General features: G+C 58.7%; 14 protein-coding genes and 1 pseudogene. 12 read left to right on the top strand and 3 right to left on the bottom strand.

Annotated features, from left to right (window positions below):
* Window positions 1-60 precede the first annotated feature (60 nt).
* The 4 genes from K6301_RS23400 to K6301_RS23385 all read left to right on the top strand — a co-directional run bounded on the left by K6301_RS23400 (window position 61) and on the right by K6301_RS23385 (window position 3576).
* Window positions 61-834 carry a LamB/YcsF family protein gene (locus K6301_RS23400; RefSeq protein WP_247221222.1) on the top strand — a complete coding sequence of 258 codons (774 nt, stop codon included), beginning with the start codon at window positions 61-63 and terminating at the stop codon, window positions 832-834.
* A 14-nt stretch (window positions 835-848) separates the two neighbouring features.
* Window positions 849-1703, top strand: a complete 855-nt coding sequence (locus K6301_RS23395; protein ID WP_247221221.1) for a D-amino-acid transaminase — start codon at window positions 849-851, stop codon at window positions 1701-1703.
* Between the two features lie 305 nt (window positions 1704-2008).
* Entirely contained in the window at window positions 2009-2746 is a 738-nt protein-coding gene (locus K6301_RS23390) for a HipA family kinase (RefSeq protein WP_247221220.1), read from the top strand.
* A complete protein-coding gene (locus K6301_RS23385; RefSeq protein WP_247221219.1) occupies window positions 2743-3576 on the top strand; it encodes a DUF3037 domain-containing protein in 834 nt (277 codons plus the stop codon). The genes K6301_RS23390 and K6301_RS23385 overlap by 4 nt, the downstream gene beginning before the upstream one ends.
* A gap of 11 nt (window positions 3577-3587) precedes the next feature.
* On the opposite strand, the pseudogene K6301_RS23380 reads toward K6301_RS23385, so the two are convergent.
* Both K6301_RS23380 and K6301_RS23375 read right to left on the bottom strand, forming a co-directional pair.
* Window positions 3588-4211 (bottom strand): annotated as a pseudogene (locus K6301_RS23380) (DEAD/DEAH box helicase); the annotation flags it as partial.
* 447 nt (window positions 4212-4658) lie between these two features.
* Window positions 4659-4889 (bottom strand): hypothetical protein, encoded by a 231-nt coding sequence (locus K6301_RS23375; protein ID WP_247221218.1) that lies wholly within the window; start codon window positions 4887-4889, stop codon window positions 4659-4661.
* A 958-nt stretch (window positions 4890-5847) separates the two neighbouring features.
* Between K6301_RS23375 and K6301_RS23370 the strand changes: the two genes are divergently transcribed.
* A complete protein-coding gene (locus K6301_RS23370; protein WP_247221217.1) occupies window positions 5848-6027 on the top strand; it encodes a hypothetical protein in 180 nt (59 codons plus the stop codon).
* Window positions 6028-6468: 441 nt separating this feature from the next.
* On the opposite strand, the gene K6301_RS23365 is transcribed toward K6301_RS23370, so the two are convergent.
* A complete protein-coding gene (locus K6301_RS23365; protein ID WP_247222500.1) occupies window positions 6469-6690 on the bottom strand; it encodes a helix-turn-helix domain-containing protein in 222 nt (73 codons plus the stop codon).
* Between the two features lie 409 nt (window positions 6691-7099).
* Between K6301_RS23365 and K6301_RS23360 the strand changes: the two genes are divergently transcribed.
* From K6301_RS23360 to K6301_RS23330, 7 genes are all read left to right on the top strand, one after another.
* Complete coding sequence (locus K6301_RS23360) at window positions 7100-7612, top strand: hypothetical protein (RefSeq protein WP_247221216.1); 513 nt, start codon at window positions 7100-7102, stop codon at window positions 7610-7612.
* A 138-nt stretch (window positions 7613-7750) separates the two neighbouring features.
* Window positions 7751-8047: a type II toxin-antitoxin system RelE/ParE family toxin gene (locus K6301_RS23355; RefSeq protein WP_247221215.1), complete on the top strand. Its 297-nt coding sequence runs from the start codon at window positions 7751-7753 to the stop codon at window positions 8045-8047.
* Between the two features lie 4 nt (window positions 8048-8051).
* Window positions 8052-8366, top strand: coding sequence for an addiction module antidote protein (locus K6301_RS23350; RefSeq protein ID WP_247221214.1), 315 nt, complete (start codon window positions 8052-8054; stop codon window positions 8364-8366).
* Window positions 8367-8528: 162 nt separating this feature from the next.
* A complete protein-coding gene (locus tag K6301_RS23345; RefSeq protein ID WP_247221213.1) occupies window positions 8529-8960 on the top strand; it encodes a MarR family winged helix-turn-helix transcriptional regulator in 432 nt (143 codons plus the stop codon).
* A 72-nt stretch (window positions 8961-9032) separates the two neighbouring features.
* Entirely contained in the window at window positions 9033-9542 is a 510-nt protein-coding gene (locus K6301_RS23340) for a (2Fe-2S)-binding protein (RefSeq protein WP_247221212.1), read from the top strand.
* Window positions 9539-10525 (top strand): FAD binding domain-containing protein, encoded by a 987-nt coding sequence (locus tag K6301_RS23335; RefSeq protein ID WP_247221211.1) that lies wholly within the window; start codon window positions 9539-9541, stop codon window positions 10523-10525. The genes K6301_RS23340 and K6301_RS23335 overlap by 4 nt, the downstream gene beginning before the upstream one ends.
* Window positions 10522-12834, top strand: coding sequence for a xanthine dehydrogenase family protein molybdopterin-binding subunit (locus K6301_RS23330; RefSeq protein WP_247221210.1), 2313 nt, complete (start codon window positions 10522-10524; stop codon window positions 12832-12834). The genes K6301_RS23335 and K6301_RS23330 overlap by 4 nt, the downstream gene beginning before the upstream one ends.
* Window positions 12835-12961 lie beyond the last annotated feature (127 nt).

Genomic DNA, 12961 nt, shown 5'->3' with positions numbered 1-12961 from the left:
TGGCCGGCAATATCACGCGACCATGCCTCATCGATAAACCACAGAGACAGGATGATCCGCATGCCTACGATCGACCTCAATTGCGACATGGGTGAAAGCTTCGGCGCCTACAAGATCGGCGACGACGCAGCGATGATGGATATCATCACCACCGCAAACATCGCTTGCGGTTTCCATGCCGGCGACCCGAGCGTGATGCGCGACACGATCGTTTCCGCCCGCGAGAACGGTGTAGCGATCGGCGCTCACCCTTCGTTCATGGACCTCTACGGCTTTGGCCGGCGCCGAATCTATGGCGAGCGCCCGGAGGATGTCGAGGCGCAGATCATCTATCAGATCGCTGCGATCCAGGGCATGGCAACCACGCTCGGCTGGCCGATCACCCATGTGAAGACGCATGGCTCGCTCGGCAATATCGCAGCCGAAGACGAGACGCTGGCAAGCGTCTGCGTCAAGGCCATCAAGGCGGTCGACCCGAGCCTTGTTTTCATCACGCTCCCCTATTCGGAGACGATGCTTGCTGCAGAGGCCACCGGCCTTACGGTTGCCTGCGAAGTCTATGCCGATCGCCGCTATCTGGAAAACGGCATGCTTGCGCCGCGCCAGATGGAAGGGTCGGTGATCCATGATCTGTCGGCAAGCGTCGACCAGGTTCTCTCCATGGTTTGCGACAACAGGATCCCGACGATCAGCGGATCGCATCTGTCGGTCAATGCGGCGACCGTCTGCATCCATGGCGACACGCCCGGCGCGCCCGTCACCGCACGCGCATTGCGTGACAGGCTGTCCGAAGCCGGCGTTACCATCGCACCATTTACCAAACCCAAGATGTGAAAGGGCCTTTTTCCTTGTCCCGTACTGTCTACCTGAACGGCGAGTGGCTGCCGGAAGAAGATGCCAAGGTCTCGATTTTCGACCGCGGCTTCCTGTTTGCCGATGCGATCTACGAAGTCACCGGCGTTGTCGGCGGCAAGCTGCTGGAATATGAGGGCCATTCCGCTCGCCTCCAGCGCTCGACCAGGGAACTCGGCATCACCTGCCCGCTTTCGCCGGAAGCACTGCTGGAAGTTCATCGCGAAATCGTCCGTCGCAACGATCTCAACGAAGGCCTGATTTACCTGCAGATCTCACGCGGCACCGCCGACCGCGATTTCGCCTATCCGGTGGATCCGAAGCCGACGCTGACCCTGTTCACCCAGGCAAAAGCGGTTCTCGACAATCCGAAAGCAAAGACCGGAATCTCCGTTGCCCTCCTGCCGGACCAGCGCTGGGCGCGCCGCGACATCAAGACGGTGCAGCTCCTCTATCCGTCGATGGCGAAAATGGAAGCAGCCGCCAAGGGCGCAGACGACGCATGGCTGGTAGAAGACGGTTTCATCACCGAGGCAAGCGCGGCCACCGCCCATATCATCTCCAAGGACGGCAAGCTGATCACCCGTCCGCTCTCACATGCGATTCTGCACGGCATTACCCGCGCAAGCGTTCTCGACATCGCCAAAGAGGCCGGTATCGACTACGAAGAGCGCGCCTTTACGCCGGATGAAGCCAAGGATGCAGCGGAAGCCTTCATCACCTCGGCCACCAATTTCGTCCTGCCGGTGGTTGCGATCGACGGCCAGAATGTTGGCGACGGCAAGCCCGGTCCGCTGACCCTGAAGATGCGCCGGCTCTACATCGAAAAGAAGTTGGCAAACGCCATCTGACGCGTTGTTGCCGCTCTCTTGCGGGGCGGCAACATAATGAAACCCGTTGGGCTGATTTAAGCCCGTTGGTCATGGCTAAGGTTTGGCTGCTGTCCGGTTCATAACGCCAGCCTGTTCGTAGGTATCCGCCGCTCGAATTCATCCTCTCCGCCATCATGGACTTGGATTACCGGCGTTTGACCGCATAACTGCGGTATCTGACAGACCTGCTAAGTAGGGCCACACTCTCGGCACGACCTCGCTCTTGGACTTCGATTTACGGTGTGCTCTAAAAGCAGGCTATTATATCGCGTGCGTGAGGACCGATGCCGATCGAAATCGACGAAGTGCTGAGACGCTCCGAGCAGGGGGTTACGGAGCCCTATATTTGTCGAGGCTCGGACGGCAAACTCTACTTTGTTAAAGGCAGGGGAGCTGGTTACGATTCGCTCGTGAAAGAGTGGGTGGCCGGTCAGCTAGCACGACAACTGGGTTTGCCCATTCCGCGTTTCTGCGTCGTTGCGGTGCCGCGAGAATTATATGAGGCAGGCCGAGATGGGGTGTTGCGAGACCTGGGATACGGACTTCTGTTCGGCTCAGAAAATGTTGAGAACGCCAATGAAGTATCGTTCGTTAACGTTCAGCGAGCTCCGGAAGAGCTTAAGCGTGATATCGCTGCATTCGATTGGTGGATCCAAAACGGCGACCGGACGCTAACTGACGCTGGAGGAAATCCCAATCTCCTCTGGTCGGAAACGGCTCGCCGGCTGGTTGTCATCGACCATAATCTGGCCTTCGACGAAGGGGTAACTCTTCATTCACAGCTTGAAAGCCATATTTTCCGTAGTTCCCTGTCTGAGATTTGCGACCAACCAACTCTGCAGGGTCATTATAATACAAGGTTTGAGAAGGCCTTGAGGGACTTACCCCAGATCCTTGGTGACATCCCAGAACGGTGGCACTATGTAGACGACGCCCGCACGGTCGATATCAACCTGTCGCTCGATCGTGTCAAAAACACACTGAGGCGACATAGAGTGCCGGCGTTTTGGGAACGAACATGAAAAAGAATGCTGTGAGCTATGCGATAATCCGTTTCCAGCCACATGTCGAAACGGAAGAATTCGCCAACATCGGTATCGTGCTCGTTGCCCCGCGCGCGAGCTATTTGGACTTCAGGCTTGAGACAAGGCGTCTGGGGAGGCTGACGAGCTTCTTCGACAGTGTCGAGGGGGCGACTATTCGTGGCGTCCTCAAAAGCTACTACACAGAACTGAAGCGGATCAGAGATCTAGCAGGCCATACGGGCAATGGGCAGCGTCGGTTCGAGTTTGAGCTGAGCGACAACGCAGAACATCTTTTTCATGCTTTGACTAAGGACCGCGAAGGGATCATCCGCTTCAGCGAAGTCCGCTTTGCTATGACGGATAACCCCAAGAGCAAGTTAGATGAACTCTTTGACTATTATGTCAGACGGAATTTCGCTAGCTCGGTTTATCGTGAAGGGTTACTCGAAAAGCAGGTCCGTGGAATTCTAAAGCTGCGCGATATTGGCCGCAATTTTAAGCCAATGGCTTTTTCGGACGGACTATACTCGGCAAAATTCCCGTTCGTGGAAATTTTCCAGGACAAACCCCTCAAAGTCTTGAAGCCGATCTATCTCGGGCAGGATGAACCGACACGTATTCTCGATCATGGTAACAAATGGCTGTTCACCATCAACCGCTTGAAGGACAAGCTCCCACCCGACGTTGTTGTTGCAGTTGAGGGGCCAAAAGACTCCCTAAAGCGTAAGCAAGCTTTCTTGGAGGCGGTGGATTTATTCCGTGCGAACGATATCAAGGTGGTAGATGCGGGAAATGAGAATGAGCTAATCAGCGCGATGGAGCGATAGCTCGCTGTTGGGTAGGGCAGACGTAGGCCCCGGCCGAGGGTCTGTTCGGTCAGGATGTCCGACGCCGAGGCGCGCAGCGGGACTATGGTGAAGAGGTTGGAGACGTCCCAACCCTCCTTCAGCTTGTTGACGTGGACCACGATGTCCGTGTCGCCGCTCTTCTCAATGTTGAGCAGCCGGTGGGCGTTCTCGTCGCTCTCCTCGCCGGTGAGCTTGGAATGGATTTCCGCTACACGGCCCTTGTAGCGACCTTCGAAGAAGCCATCGGATTCGACGAACTCGCGCACGCGGCGTGCATGGTCGATGTCCTGCGTCACCACCAACATGAACGGGTGCACCAGCGGCTTCTCATTTTGCTTGGCGTAGGTCGCAAGCTGGACCTTCACATGCTCGTGGTAATGGATCCCGTCTTCGAGCTTGATGCGCTCCAGCGTGTCCTCATCGACCGACTTCGGGTCGAAGTTGGCGCGGGTGCCGACCGCCGGCTCCTTGATGTAGCCTTCCTTCATCGCCTCGGGCAAATCGTAGCGATAGACGACGTTCTTGAACGCGGCCGACTTGGCCCCGACGCTCTTCGGTGTCGCGGTGACCTCCAAGCCAAGGATCGGATTAAGTTCATCGATGGCGGCACGCCCAAGGGTATCGCCGCTCGGATTCATCCTCTCCGCCATCGTGAAGCTGGGTTCTCAGCTTCTTCCTTTGGCAACCTGGTCCTATCAATGTTAGATTTCTCTGATTAGGTGGCTGCTGCCACGACAAGGTACTTACCGGCTCACGAATACAAGACATTATTGAGCATAGAGGAAGCATCTCGCGTTCTGGACAGAGCTTGGCGGTCTGCGGCGGCATAGAATAGATCTGCGAAAAAGCCGTTTACCTTAAAGCCCCTTCAGGACAAATTGGCTTCGACGTTGCGAGATGCCTTCCTCACGCGGAAGGGGCAGGCGTGTTTGTCAGGCCATGACCTGTTGTAAAAGGTTGGCGTCAAGATGCGGCTTGACATAGACGGAACTTACGATCTTGTGACAATCGCACACCGCGCGGAAAGGCGGCTTGGTGAACGCCCTCACCGGCTGGGTACGTCATGTGGAGATCGTACGATCCCAAACGGGTGCCGAGCCGATGATTTCTAGGATAATCTCCCTGGCTCGATTCGCAGCCGCAGGCATGGCACGCCCGTTGATGATTATGGCCTGAGGCGTAAAGGTGATCTGAAGCTGACAGGCGCAACAGACCTCATCGTAAGCAATCGCCGCCATTAATGCAGCACGAAGGCCGGCGCCGCTTGCGCCGTTGCTGATTCCGCTATCCATGTCTCTAGATCTCCTTAGCCCCACAGTCGTGAGGATAGCTTATTTAGCATTAACGGAAATTGAGACTGATAGTTCCGGAGGTCAAAGGCAAAGCACACCTCAGGCCTGCCCTGCTAATGGTCCCTACGTCGGTCGCTTGAGGTGTCGACAAGGTCCAGACCCGAAACCTGAGCCAGACCTGGTTTAACTCAACTCCTAGACTTAAGGCATCGCATTCATTGGAGGTCGGGTGACGAAGGCACTACACGTCCTTTCAGCCGTTCTTATTACGTTTCTGCCACAGCATCCGTCTAAACTGATGAGATCGTCTCCGTGCGTCTGTAACTGACGGCGGAACGATTGAAATCGCAGATGAACATATCCACTTTACGGCATTGACGCTCCATAGAGCCGCCACCTCTGCGACGATGACGCCTTCGGTGCATAAAAAATGCGGACAGTGTGCTGCTCTTCCTACCTGACTGGAGCTCCCAGACGCTCCCCATCACCTTCAAGCAAGTGGACAAGGACCAGTAGCTGAGAGCTGTAGCGGTCTTCGAACGACAAGACCGACGTTGATCAGTGCTCGTTCAATCTGGGAATGCGCTGGAGTCGCTTCGTATAGCAACCGACGCTACGCCGCCGCTCAGGAAGACGCGCGCCCTCGTTCTCGCGTTATATAGCGCGGCCGTTTTGATTTCTCGTGGAAGTGGCGAGCGAAGTGGCGAAAAGAAATCGCCAAACAGAGAATCCCAGCCCGCTGCTTAACCTGTTAGCTTACGATAAGCCGACTGGCCCTCTCCCCGACACCCAGGGTTTTCGCATTTGCCCCGCCGTGGTGCGGAGCATTTTCTTAGAGCGACCGCTGGCGTCCGTGATGGCCGTCCCGGCCTGCGCTATCGAAGGCGTACCCGGATAGTGGTCTTGCCCATGTTGAATCTAATGGGTTATTTCTCGTGCGCACCGATTCGGAGAGAACATGCTGGAACGACCTCACCAGCCGAACGAACCTGACGCAGTCTTGCCAGACATCAAGCGCCAAGAGAAGACGATTGCGAGCGATCAGCTACTTCAGATTTCAGCTCAATTAGCGCAACTCGCCGATCTCGCTAGAGACCTTGTTCGCCCGTTCGACCCATTGCTCCCACACGAAACCTGAGGCGGCTTTCGCAGTTGCCGGGGGCGCTCCTCTCGGCGTCCGCGAGGGCTGGATGCCAGCGACACCGAGGTGCGTGCGATAGTGATCTTTACCAACAGCAGCGGTGAGTTTAGCGCCACGAACAGCCTACTGGTAGAAGAATTATCGTCTGACCGCCAAAATGAAGCACCGAGACGAGAATCGAACCGTACCTCACGACTAGCGTTGCACTCCCGGCTCAGATGGCAGAGCACGAGGCCGAACACTCACATGCTCGCAGCCTCAGCGAGGTGACCACTGGACCCAGAGCAGGCAGCTAATGCCGTTACTCCAGCTCGATCGATCGTCATCTTGCACCGGCGGCTTTCAATCGCCCGCGGTCCCTCCGAGATTCACGGCCGTGTTTACATCATTCCAAATTTGAACCTTCTGTACTAAAGCCGAGTAACCCTGCTTGAAATCTCAGTCGACTTTCGTAGCCGAAGGGCCCGCGAAGCGTACGCCGAGACCACCGCCGTTCTCGGGGATGAACTCCAGCCCAGCTTTTTCGAAAGCAGCCCTAATGACATTTACGGTTGCGGTCCGCAGTCGCTCACCTCGTTCCAACCTAGCAATCGTATCCGGCGACACGCCGGCATTTCTCGCCAGGTCGCGAGTCCCCCAGCTAAGGGCAGCACGTGCCATCTTACACTGAATGGCATTCATTTCGTGGCCCTGATACGATTATGTGTTGATTTTTTCGTCATAGGCGGATATCGTATCCCTGTTACGAATTAAGCGCCGGGCCACAAGCAGGCCCGATGAGAGAATCGACCATAACTCAAGCGAGGGAACTTGGATCATGGATGATTCCATGAATAGCAGAACTGCGCCCGAAATGACCCGTAGAAAAGTACTTTTCACTAGCGCAGCCGTCCTTAGTTCGGAGGCATCAATCAATGTCGAACCCCAGAACCAAATTCAAACAGAGGTCGACACATCCCTCCTGGCGCTCTGGCGTGAATGGAACACCGTCCACCAGCGCCGCTGCGAGTTGACGGTTCTCCAATAGAACCTTGAAGCTAAGCTTTGCCAAAGTCCGGGGATTCCCAAGGTGGCTTTGCACATTCCAGGACGCGAACAAGCTGTTTTTGCGCATTCTTCGCAAGAGGTCGAGCGATTACTCTCTCGCGCGGATTTGGCGGATATGAGGAGTAAAGCAGTAGAGGAATTAAGGTCCCAGCAGGCGGTATGGGACATGAAAGGGTGGGAGCTCGGATACAATCAGGCCTGTGAAGAGGAGGTAAAGGCCGACAGGATGGAATGGGAGCTGGCGGAAACGCTATGGAGTATTTCCGCCGGTTCTCTTTTGGGCGTTGTCGCTAAAATCGACTGCGTTATCGAAATGACAGGACCAGATGTTTTCCTGCAAGAGATCCCTGCGAAAGTCCTGCGTTTAGTTCTGAGTGATTTAAAACGTATGATCAGTGTTAGTCCGGAACCGTATCGACCCAAGCTTCCGTTCATGGATGATGCTGCGTTGAAGATCGTCAGACCGCGCGCCGGGCTTGCGACGCCGCAGTCGGGTGACGCTTCCGCCCAAACTGCTTCGAACACCGATTGGTGATGTCGTAACGAAGCTAGGGGACATGATACGGCAATCTCAATCTCGAGATTGCCAAGGTAGAAAGTAGAAATAGGAGCGACAGCCCTCCAACGCAGCAGGACCGACTTGACGTTTCGTCCCCTATAGGTTACACATTTCATGTTCACAATCAGGCGGACCCGTATTTTTGCGGACTGGATCAAAGCGCTAAAGGACTTTCGTGCACAAGCGCGAATTGCCGACCGCATCGACCGGCTCGCAGCAGGAAATTCGGGAGATGCAAAGCCAATCGGCGAAGGCGTAAGCGAGCTTCGAATTAATTATGGGCCTGGGTATCGGGTTTATTTTGTCCGGGATGGCTCGATCGTTTATCTTCTTCTCTGTGGTGGGGACAAAAGTACCCAAGACAAAGACATTCGATTGGCAAAAAAACTCGCACAGCAATTGAGGGAGTAGTAGCATGCCACTTGAGACATTCGAGTACGACTCCGCTGAATTCCTTGGGAGTGAGGAAGCGATTGCTGAATATCTTTTGGCGGCCAGTGCAGATGGAGATGCGAACCATATAGCTCGGGCGCTTGGTGTTGTTGCACGTGCTCGTGGGATGTCAGATCTGTCTCGGAAGACTGGCCTTACGCGACCTGCTTTGTACCGGGCATTAAGTGGACATGGCAACCCAGAGCTTGGAACGATTGCAAAGGTCGCTGGCGCGCTCGGTTACAGGCTAAATCTCGTTCTGAAGTCTGCCTCTGGATCCGCCCCGGCGGTGAAGTGAACGGCAAGTTCACGTGTTTGCCAAACGCTTTTTTTTGCCTGAACGAGAGCTGGTCAGCCCATTTCAGCGTCGTCGCCGGTCCGCGTAAGTCCGCTATTCGGCGGATTGCTCTTGCGCAGTCACTACTATCCAATTGAGGTCGAGATGCGATATGTGGGGAGCATGAGTGACCCGACAGAAGACCAACTCGCCGCGCTCGGCACTGCGTTCGAGACCTTTGCACGCCGACACAAGCTTGCCGACGCGTTGCGGTCCGAGCGGCCGCTTGCCGAGCTCGACAAGGCGGTGCTGCTCTACGTTGCAGAGCATGCTGGCTGTGGCCCGACCGATGTTGCGCGTTTCCTCGCCGTTCCCACCACGACGCTTTCGTCGGCCACGGACCGCCTCGTAAAACGCGGTTTTCTGAAGCGCGAGCGTATTGAAGCCGACCGCCGGGCCGTGGCCCTTACCCTGAGCGAATCCGGCGCGATATATGCGCAGGCCCAGGTCGAGGCCTATCGACAGATGCATATGCTGATGCTTTCTCGCCTTTCGCCCGATGAACGAGATCAATTCATCGCTATGATTACGAAAATCGTCTACAACGATGGTTGAATAGTCCGAACTTCGTCATATCTTGTTAAATGTGCCGCACGATCGGCATGGCACGGCAGATGGAGCGAAGTCATGACGATACGGGTAAACGGCACGGAAGTTTCACCGCCCGATGATGCGCGGGTATCGCTGCTCGACCTGTTGCGCGAGCATCTCCACCTCACCGGCACTAAGAAGGGATGCGACCAGGGCGCCTGCGGCGCCTGTACGGTTCTGCTCGATGGCAACCGCGTTTTATCCTGTCTCACACTCGCCGCGCAGGCGGAGGGGAGCGACGTGCGGACGATTGAGGGCCTCGCCGGTGAGGGCGACGATCTGCATATGCTGCAGCAAGCCTTCGTTGAACATGACGGCCTCCAATGCGGCTATTGCACCCCGGGGCAGATCTGCTCGGCGATCGCCATGGCGGACGAGCTACGGCGGGGCGACCCCAGCTACGTGACCCGCGATATTGCCGCAAGTCCGGCTCCGGTGACGCGCGCGGAGATCCGCGAGCGCATGAGCGGCAATCTCTGTCGCTGCGGCGCGCATAACGGCATTGTTGAAGCGATCGAGCACATGCTGAGGGAGACCACGGCATGAGGACGTTCGAATATATCCGCGCGGCGGATCGAGCCGATGCTGTCGCGCGCGCCGGAAGCGGCGCCAGGTTTCTAGGCGGTGGAACCAACATCGTCGATCTGCTGCGCCAGAATGTCGAACAGGCAAGCGAACTCGTGGATGTCAGCCGGCTGGATGGCGCCATCCGCGAAAGCGACGGTGGCGGGCTGCTGATCGACGCGTCGGTTCGCAACGCCGCCCTTGCCGCACACCCGCTCGTACGCGGCCGCTATCCCGTGCTTTCACGCGCGCTGCTCGCCGGTGCCTCCGCGCAGATCCGCAACATGGCGACGGTCGGGGGCAATATCCTCCAGCGTACGCGCTGCATGTATTTTTACGATGTCGAGGGCGCACGCTGCAATAAGCGGCAGCCGGGCACCGGCTGCGACGCACTTGATGGGTTCAATCGCTATCATGCGATCCTGGGCGCGTCAGACCAGTGCGTTGCAACGCATCCTTCCGACATGTGCGTCGCGCTTGCCATGCTAGATGCCTTGATCCATCTCTCCGGCCCCGATGGCGAGCGATCGATCCGGCTGACGGATTTTCACGTTTTGCCGAACGCCTCCCCACAAATCGAGACCGTGCTGAAACCCGGAGAGTTGATCACCGGGGTTGAACTGCCGCCGCCTTCGGACGCTGTCACGCATTCCGAATATCGCAAGGTCCGCGATCGCTCCAGCTACGCTTTCGCACTGATCTCCGTCGCAGGCGGCCTGGCGCTGACGGATGGACGCGTTACCGAAGCCCGGGTTGCGCTCGGCGGTGTGGCCGCCAAGCCATGGCGGGCGGCGCGGGCGGAAGCGGCGCTGATCGGCGTTGCGCCGACCGAAGAGGCTTTCCTGGCCGCAATCCGCGAAGAATTGGCCGGCGCGCAGCCGCTGTCGGGCAACGCTTTCAAGATTGTCCTCGTCGAACGAACGGTGGTCGCTCTGCTGGCCGCGCTCGCAGGAGCACACCAATGACCAAGCTACAGAATGCCATCGTCGGCGGCGTGCGCGCTGTCCTCGGCCATGTACCGGCGAGCTGGTTGCCGGGCGGCACCCCAGATCCGCTGATCGACAAGCGCGTCGCGCTCGGGAGGCAGCAGTCGCGTGTCGACGGGCCTGATAAGGTCCGCGGGGCGGCGCAGTTCGCCGCAGAAGTTCCGATGGAAGATCTCCTCTACGCCGCCTTCGTCCATTCCACGATCGCCCGCGGCAACATCGCCGACCTGGACGTGTCCGCAGCCGAAGCGGCGCCCGGCGTCGCGCTGGTCATGACCTACCGCAATGCGCCCAAATTGGGTGTTCCGCCGACCGTGGGACTGACCAACCTCAAGGCTGCCGGCAACCACACACTGCCGATCATGCAGGACCCCGAGATCCGCTGGAACGGTCAGGTTGTTGCGGTGGTCCTCGCCGAGACGCGCGAGCAGGCCGATCACGCGGCGACCTTGGTCCGCGTGCGCTATGACTCCGCACCGGCCCGTACCCGGTTCGAGGAGGGCAAGAACAGCGCCTATACGCCGGAGTCGATCCTTGTCGAGCGCAACCGCCTGGACAAGGGCGATGCACGCAGGAAGCTCGCCGAGGCGGCCTTCAAGGTTGACGCCGTCTATAAGACGCCCTGGGAGAACCATAATCCGATCGAGCCTCATGCCGCGACGATTGTCTGGCGGGATGGCAAGCTGATCGTTCACGACGCGACCCAGATGATAAACGCCACCGCCGGTTCGCTCGCGAAGGTCTTCGGGCTGAAGGCGGACGAGGTACATGTGAGCTCGCCCTATGTCGGTGGCGGCTTCGGCGCGAAGGCCATGTGGGATCACCAGATCCTCGGCGCGGCCGCCGCAAAGCTCGCGGGTCGCCCGGTGCGTGTCACCCTCTCACGCGCCAGCATGCACCGGCTGGTGGGCGGGCGCATGCGGACCGAGCAGCGGGTAGCGCTGGGCGCGGATACAGAAGGCAGGCTCAAGGCGCTGCTGCACCACGGCTATGGCGTCAAGCCGCGCCACAGCGTCTGCGACGAAGGGTTCAGCCTCACCGGTCGGTCGCTCTACGCCAGCGAGAGCTTCGATGTCGTCCAGCATTATGTCGATCTCGACCTGCTGGCGAACAGCTTCATGAGGGGGCCAGGTGAGACGCCAGGCACCTTCGCGATCGAGTGTGCGATGGACGAACTGGCCCACGCGCTCGGCATGGACCCCATCGAACTGCGCCGACGCAATGCCGCGACCCGCGACCCTGTGAGCGGGGCACCGCATTCGCAGAACGCGATGATGGAGGCGTATGACCTCGGGGCGGCGCGCATCGGCTGGAGCCGGCGCGTGGCTGAGCCCGGTAGCCGGCGCGAAGGCGAGTGGCGGATCGGCATGGGCTGCGCGAGCGGCACCTTTCCGTTCACGCGGATGCCGGGCACATCCGTCCGGATCACTATCGACGGCAACGGCGACGCCCATGTGGCCAGTGCGGCGCATGAAATGGGTATGGGCACCGCGACGGTCCAACGACAGCACGCCGCCGATCGCCTGGGCCTCCCGCTCGATCGCGTCGCGGTGACGATCGGTGATTCAAGCCTGCCTTTCGCAGGCTTGGCCGGCGGGTCGTCGCAGACCGCCTCGCTGGCGGCAGCCATCAGCGCGGCGAGCGGGAAGCTTGCGGTTCAACTCATGCGGCTGGCTGGCAACGACACGCCGCTGGCGGGCCTCAAGCCGAGCGAGGTCGAGTTCGCCGACGGCGGCTTGCGCAGCGTCGACGATCCGGCCCGCCACGAAAGCTTCGCCTCCATCCTGCGCCGCGCCGGTCGAAGCGAACTGAGCGTGGTCGGGGAAAGCGGTGCGCCTCTTGAGATCCTCAAATTCTCGATGCACAGCACTTCCGCGATCTTCTGCGAACTGCGTGTCAGCGACGTCACGGGCGAAATCCGCGTGGACCGTCTGGTCGGAGCCTTCGATTGCGGTCGCATCCTGAACGCCAAGACGGCGGCAAGCCAGTTCAAGGGCGGCATGATCATGGGCCTCGGCATGGCCTTGACCGAGGAGACCCTGCTCGACGAACGGACCGGCCGTATCATGAGCACGTCTCTGGCCGACTATCATGTGCCGGTGCATCTCGACGTGCCTGACATCGATGTCTTGTGGACCGACATCCCCGATCCGCGCGCACCGCTGGGGGCGCGCGGGATCGGCGAAATTGGAACGACCGGCGTGGCGGCGGCCATTGCCAACGCGGTCTTCAATGCAACAGGCAAACGCTTGCGCGACCTGCCTCTCACACTCGACAAGCTGATCTGATCCCGGCTGCTGGCGGCGTGGTCTGTCGAGCCACCAGCAGCCGAAGGTGTGGGTGGAGCAGCCGACTGAGAGCCCTCCGCTCCTTATGACGATCCAGCGCCTTTCGGGACCGGATTTTGATCATGCG

Source organism: Shinella oryzae (genome assembly GCF_023038235.1).
GTDB lineage: Bacteria > Pseudomonadota > Alphaproteobacteria > Rhizobiales > Rhizobiaceae > Shinella > Shinella sumterensis.
This window is presented reverse-complemented; position numbering and strand designations above follow the sequence as displayed.

Coding starts and splice junctions, on each gene's coding strand:
- K6301_RS23400 (WP_247221222.1), top strand. CDS start 61: ATGCCTACGATCGACCTCAATTGCGACATGGGTGAAAGCTTCGGCGCC.
- K6301_RS23390 (WP_247221220.1), top strand. CDS start 2,009: ATGCCGATCGAAATCGACGAAGTGCTGAGACGCTCCGAGCAGGGGGTT.
- K6301_RS23385 (WP_247221219.1), top strand. CDS start 2,743: ATGAAAAAGAATGCTGTGAGCTATGCGATAATCCGTTTCCAGCCACAT.
- K6301_RS23375 (WP_247221218.1), bottom strand. CDS start 4,889: ATGGATAGCGGAATCAGCAACGGCGCAAGCGGCGCCGGCCTTCGTGCT.
- K6301_RS23370 (WP_247221217.1), top strand. CDS start 5,848: ATGCTGGAACGACCTCACCAGCCGAACGAACCTGACGCAGTCTTGCCA.
- K6301_RS23365 (WP_247222500.1), bottom strand. CDS start 6,690: ATGGCACGTGCTGCCCTTAGCTGGGGGACTCGCGACCTGGCGAGAAAT.
- K6301_RS23355 (WP_247221215.1), top strand. CDS start 7,751: ATGTTCACAATCAGGCGGACCCGTATTTTTGCGGACTGGATCAAAGCG.
- K6301_RS23350 (WP_247221214.1), top strand. CDS start 8,052: ATGCCACTTGAGACATTCGAGTACGACTCCGCTGAATTCCTTGGGAGT.
- K6301_RS23345 (WP_247221213.1), top strand. CDS start 8,529: ATGAGTGACCCGACAGAAGACCAACTCGCCGCGCTCGGCACTGCGTTC.
- K6301_RS23340 (WP_247221212.1), top strand. CDS start 9,033: ATGACGATACGGGTAAACGGCACGGAAGTTTCACCGCCCGATGATGCG.
- K6301_RS23335 (WP_247221211.1), top strand. CDS start 9,539: ATGAGGACGTTCGAATATATCCGCGCGGCGGATCGAGCCGATGCTGTC.
- K6301_RS23330 (WP_247221210.1), top strand. CDS start 10,522: ATGACCAAGCTACAGAATGCCATCGTCGGCGGCGTGCGCGCTGTCCTC.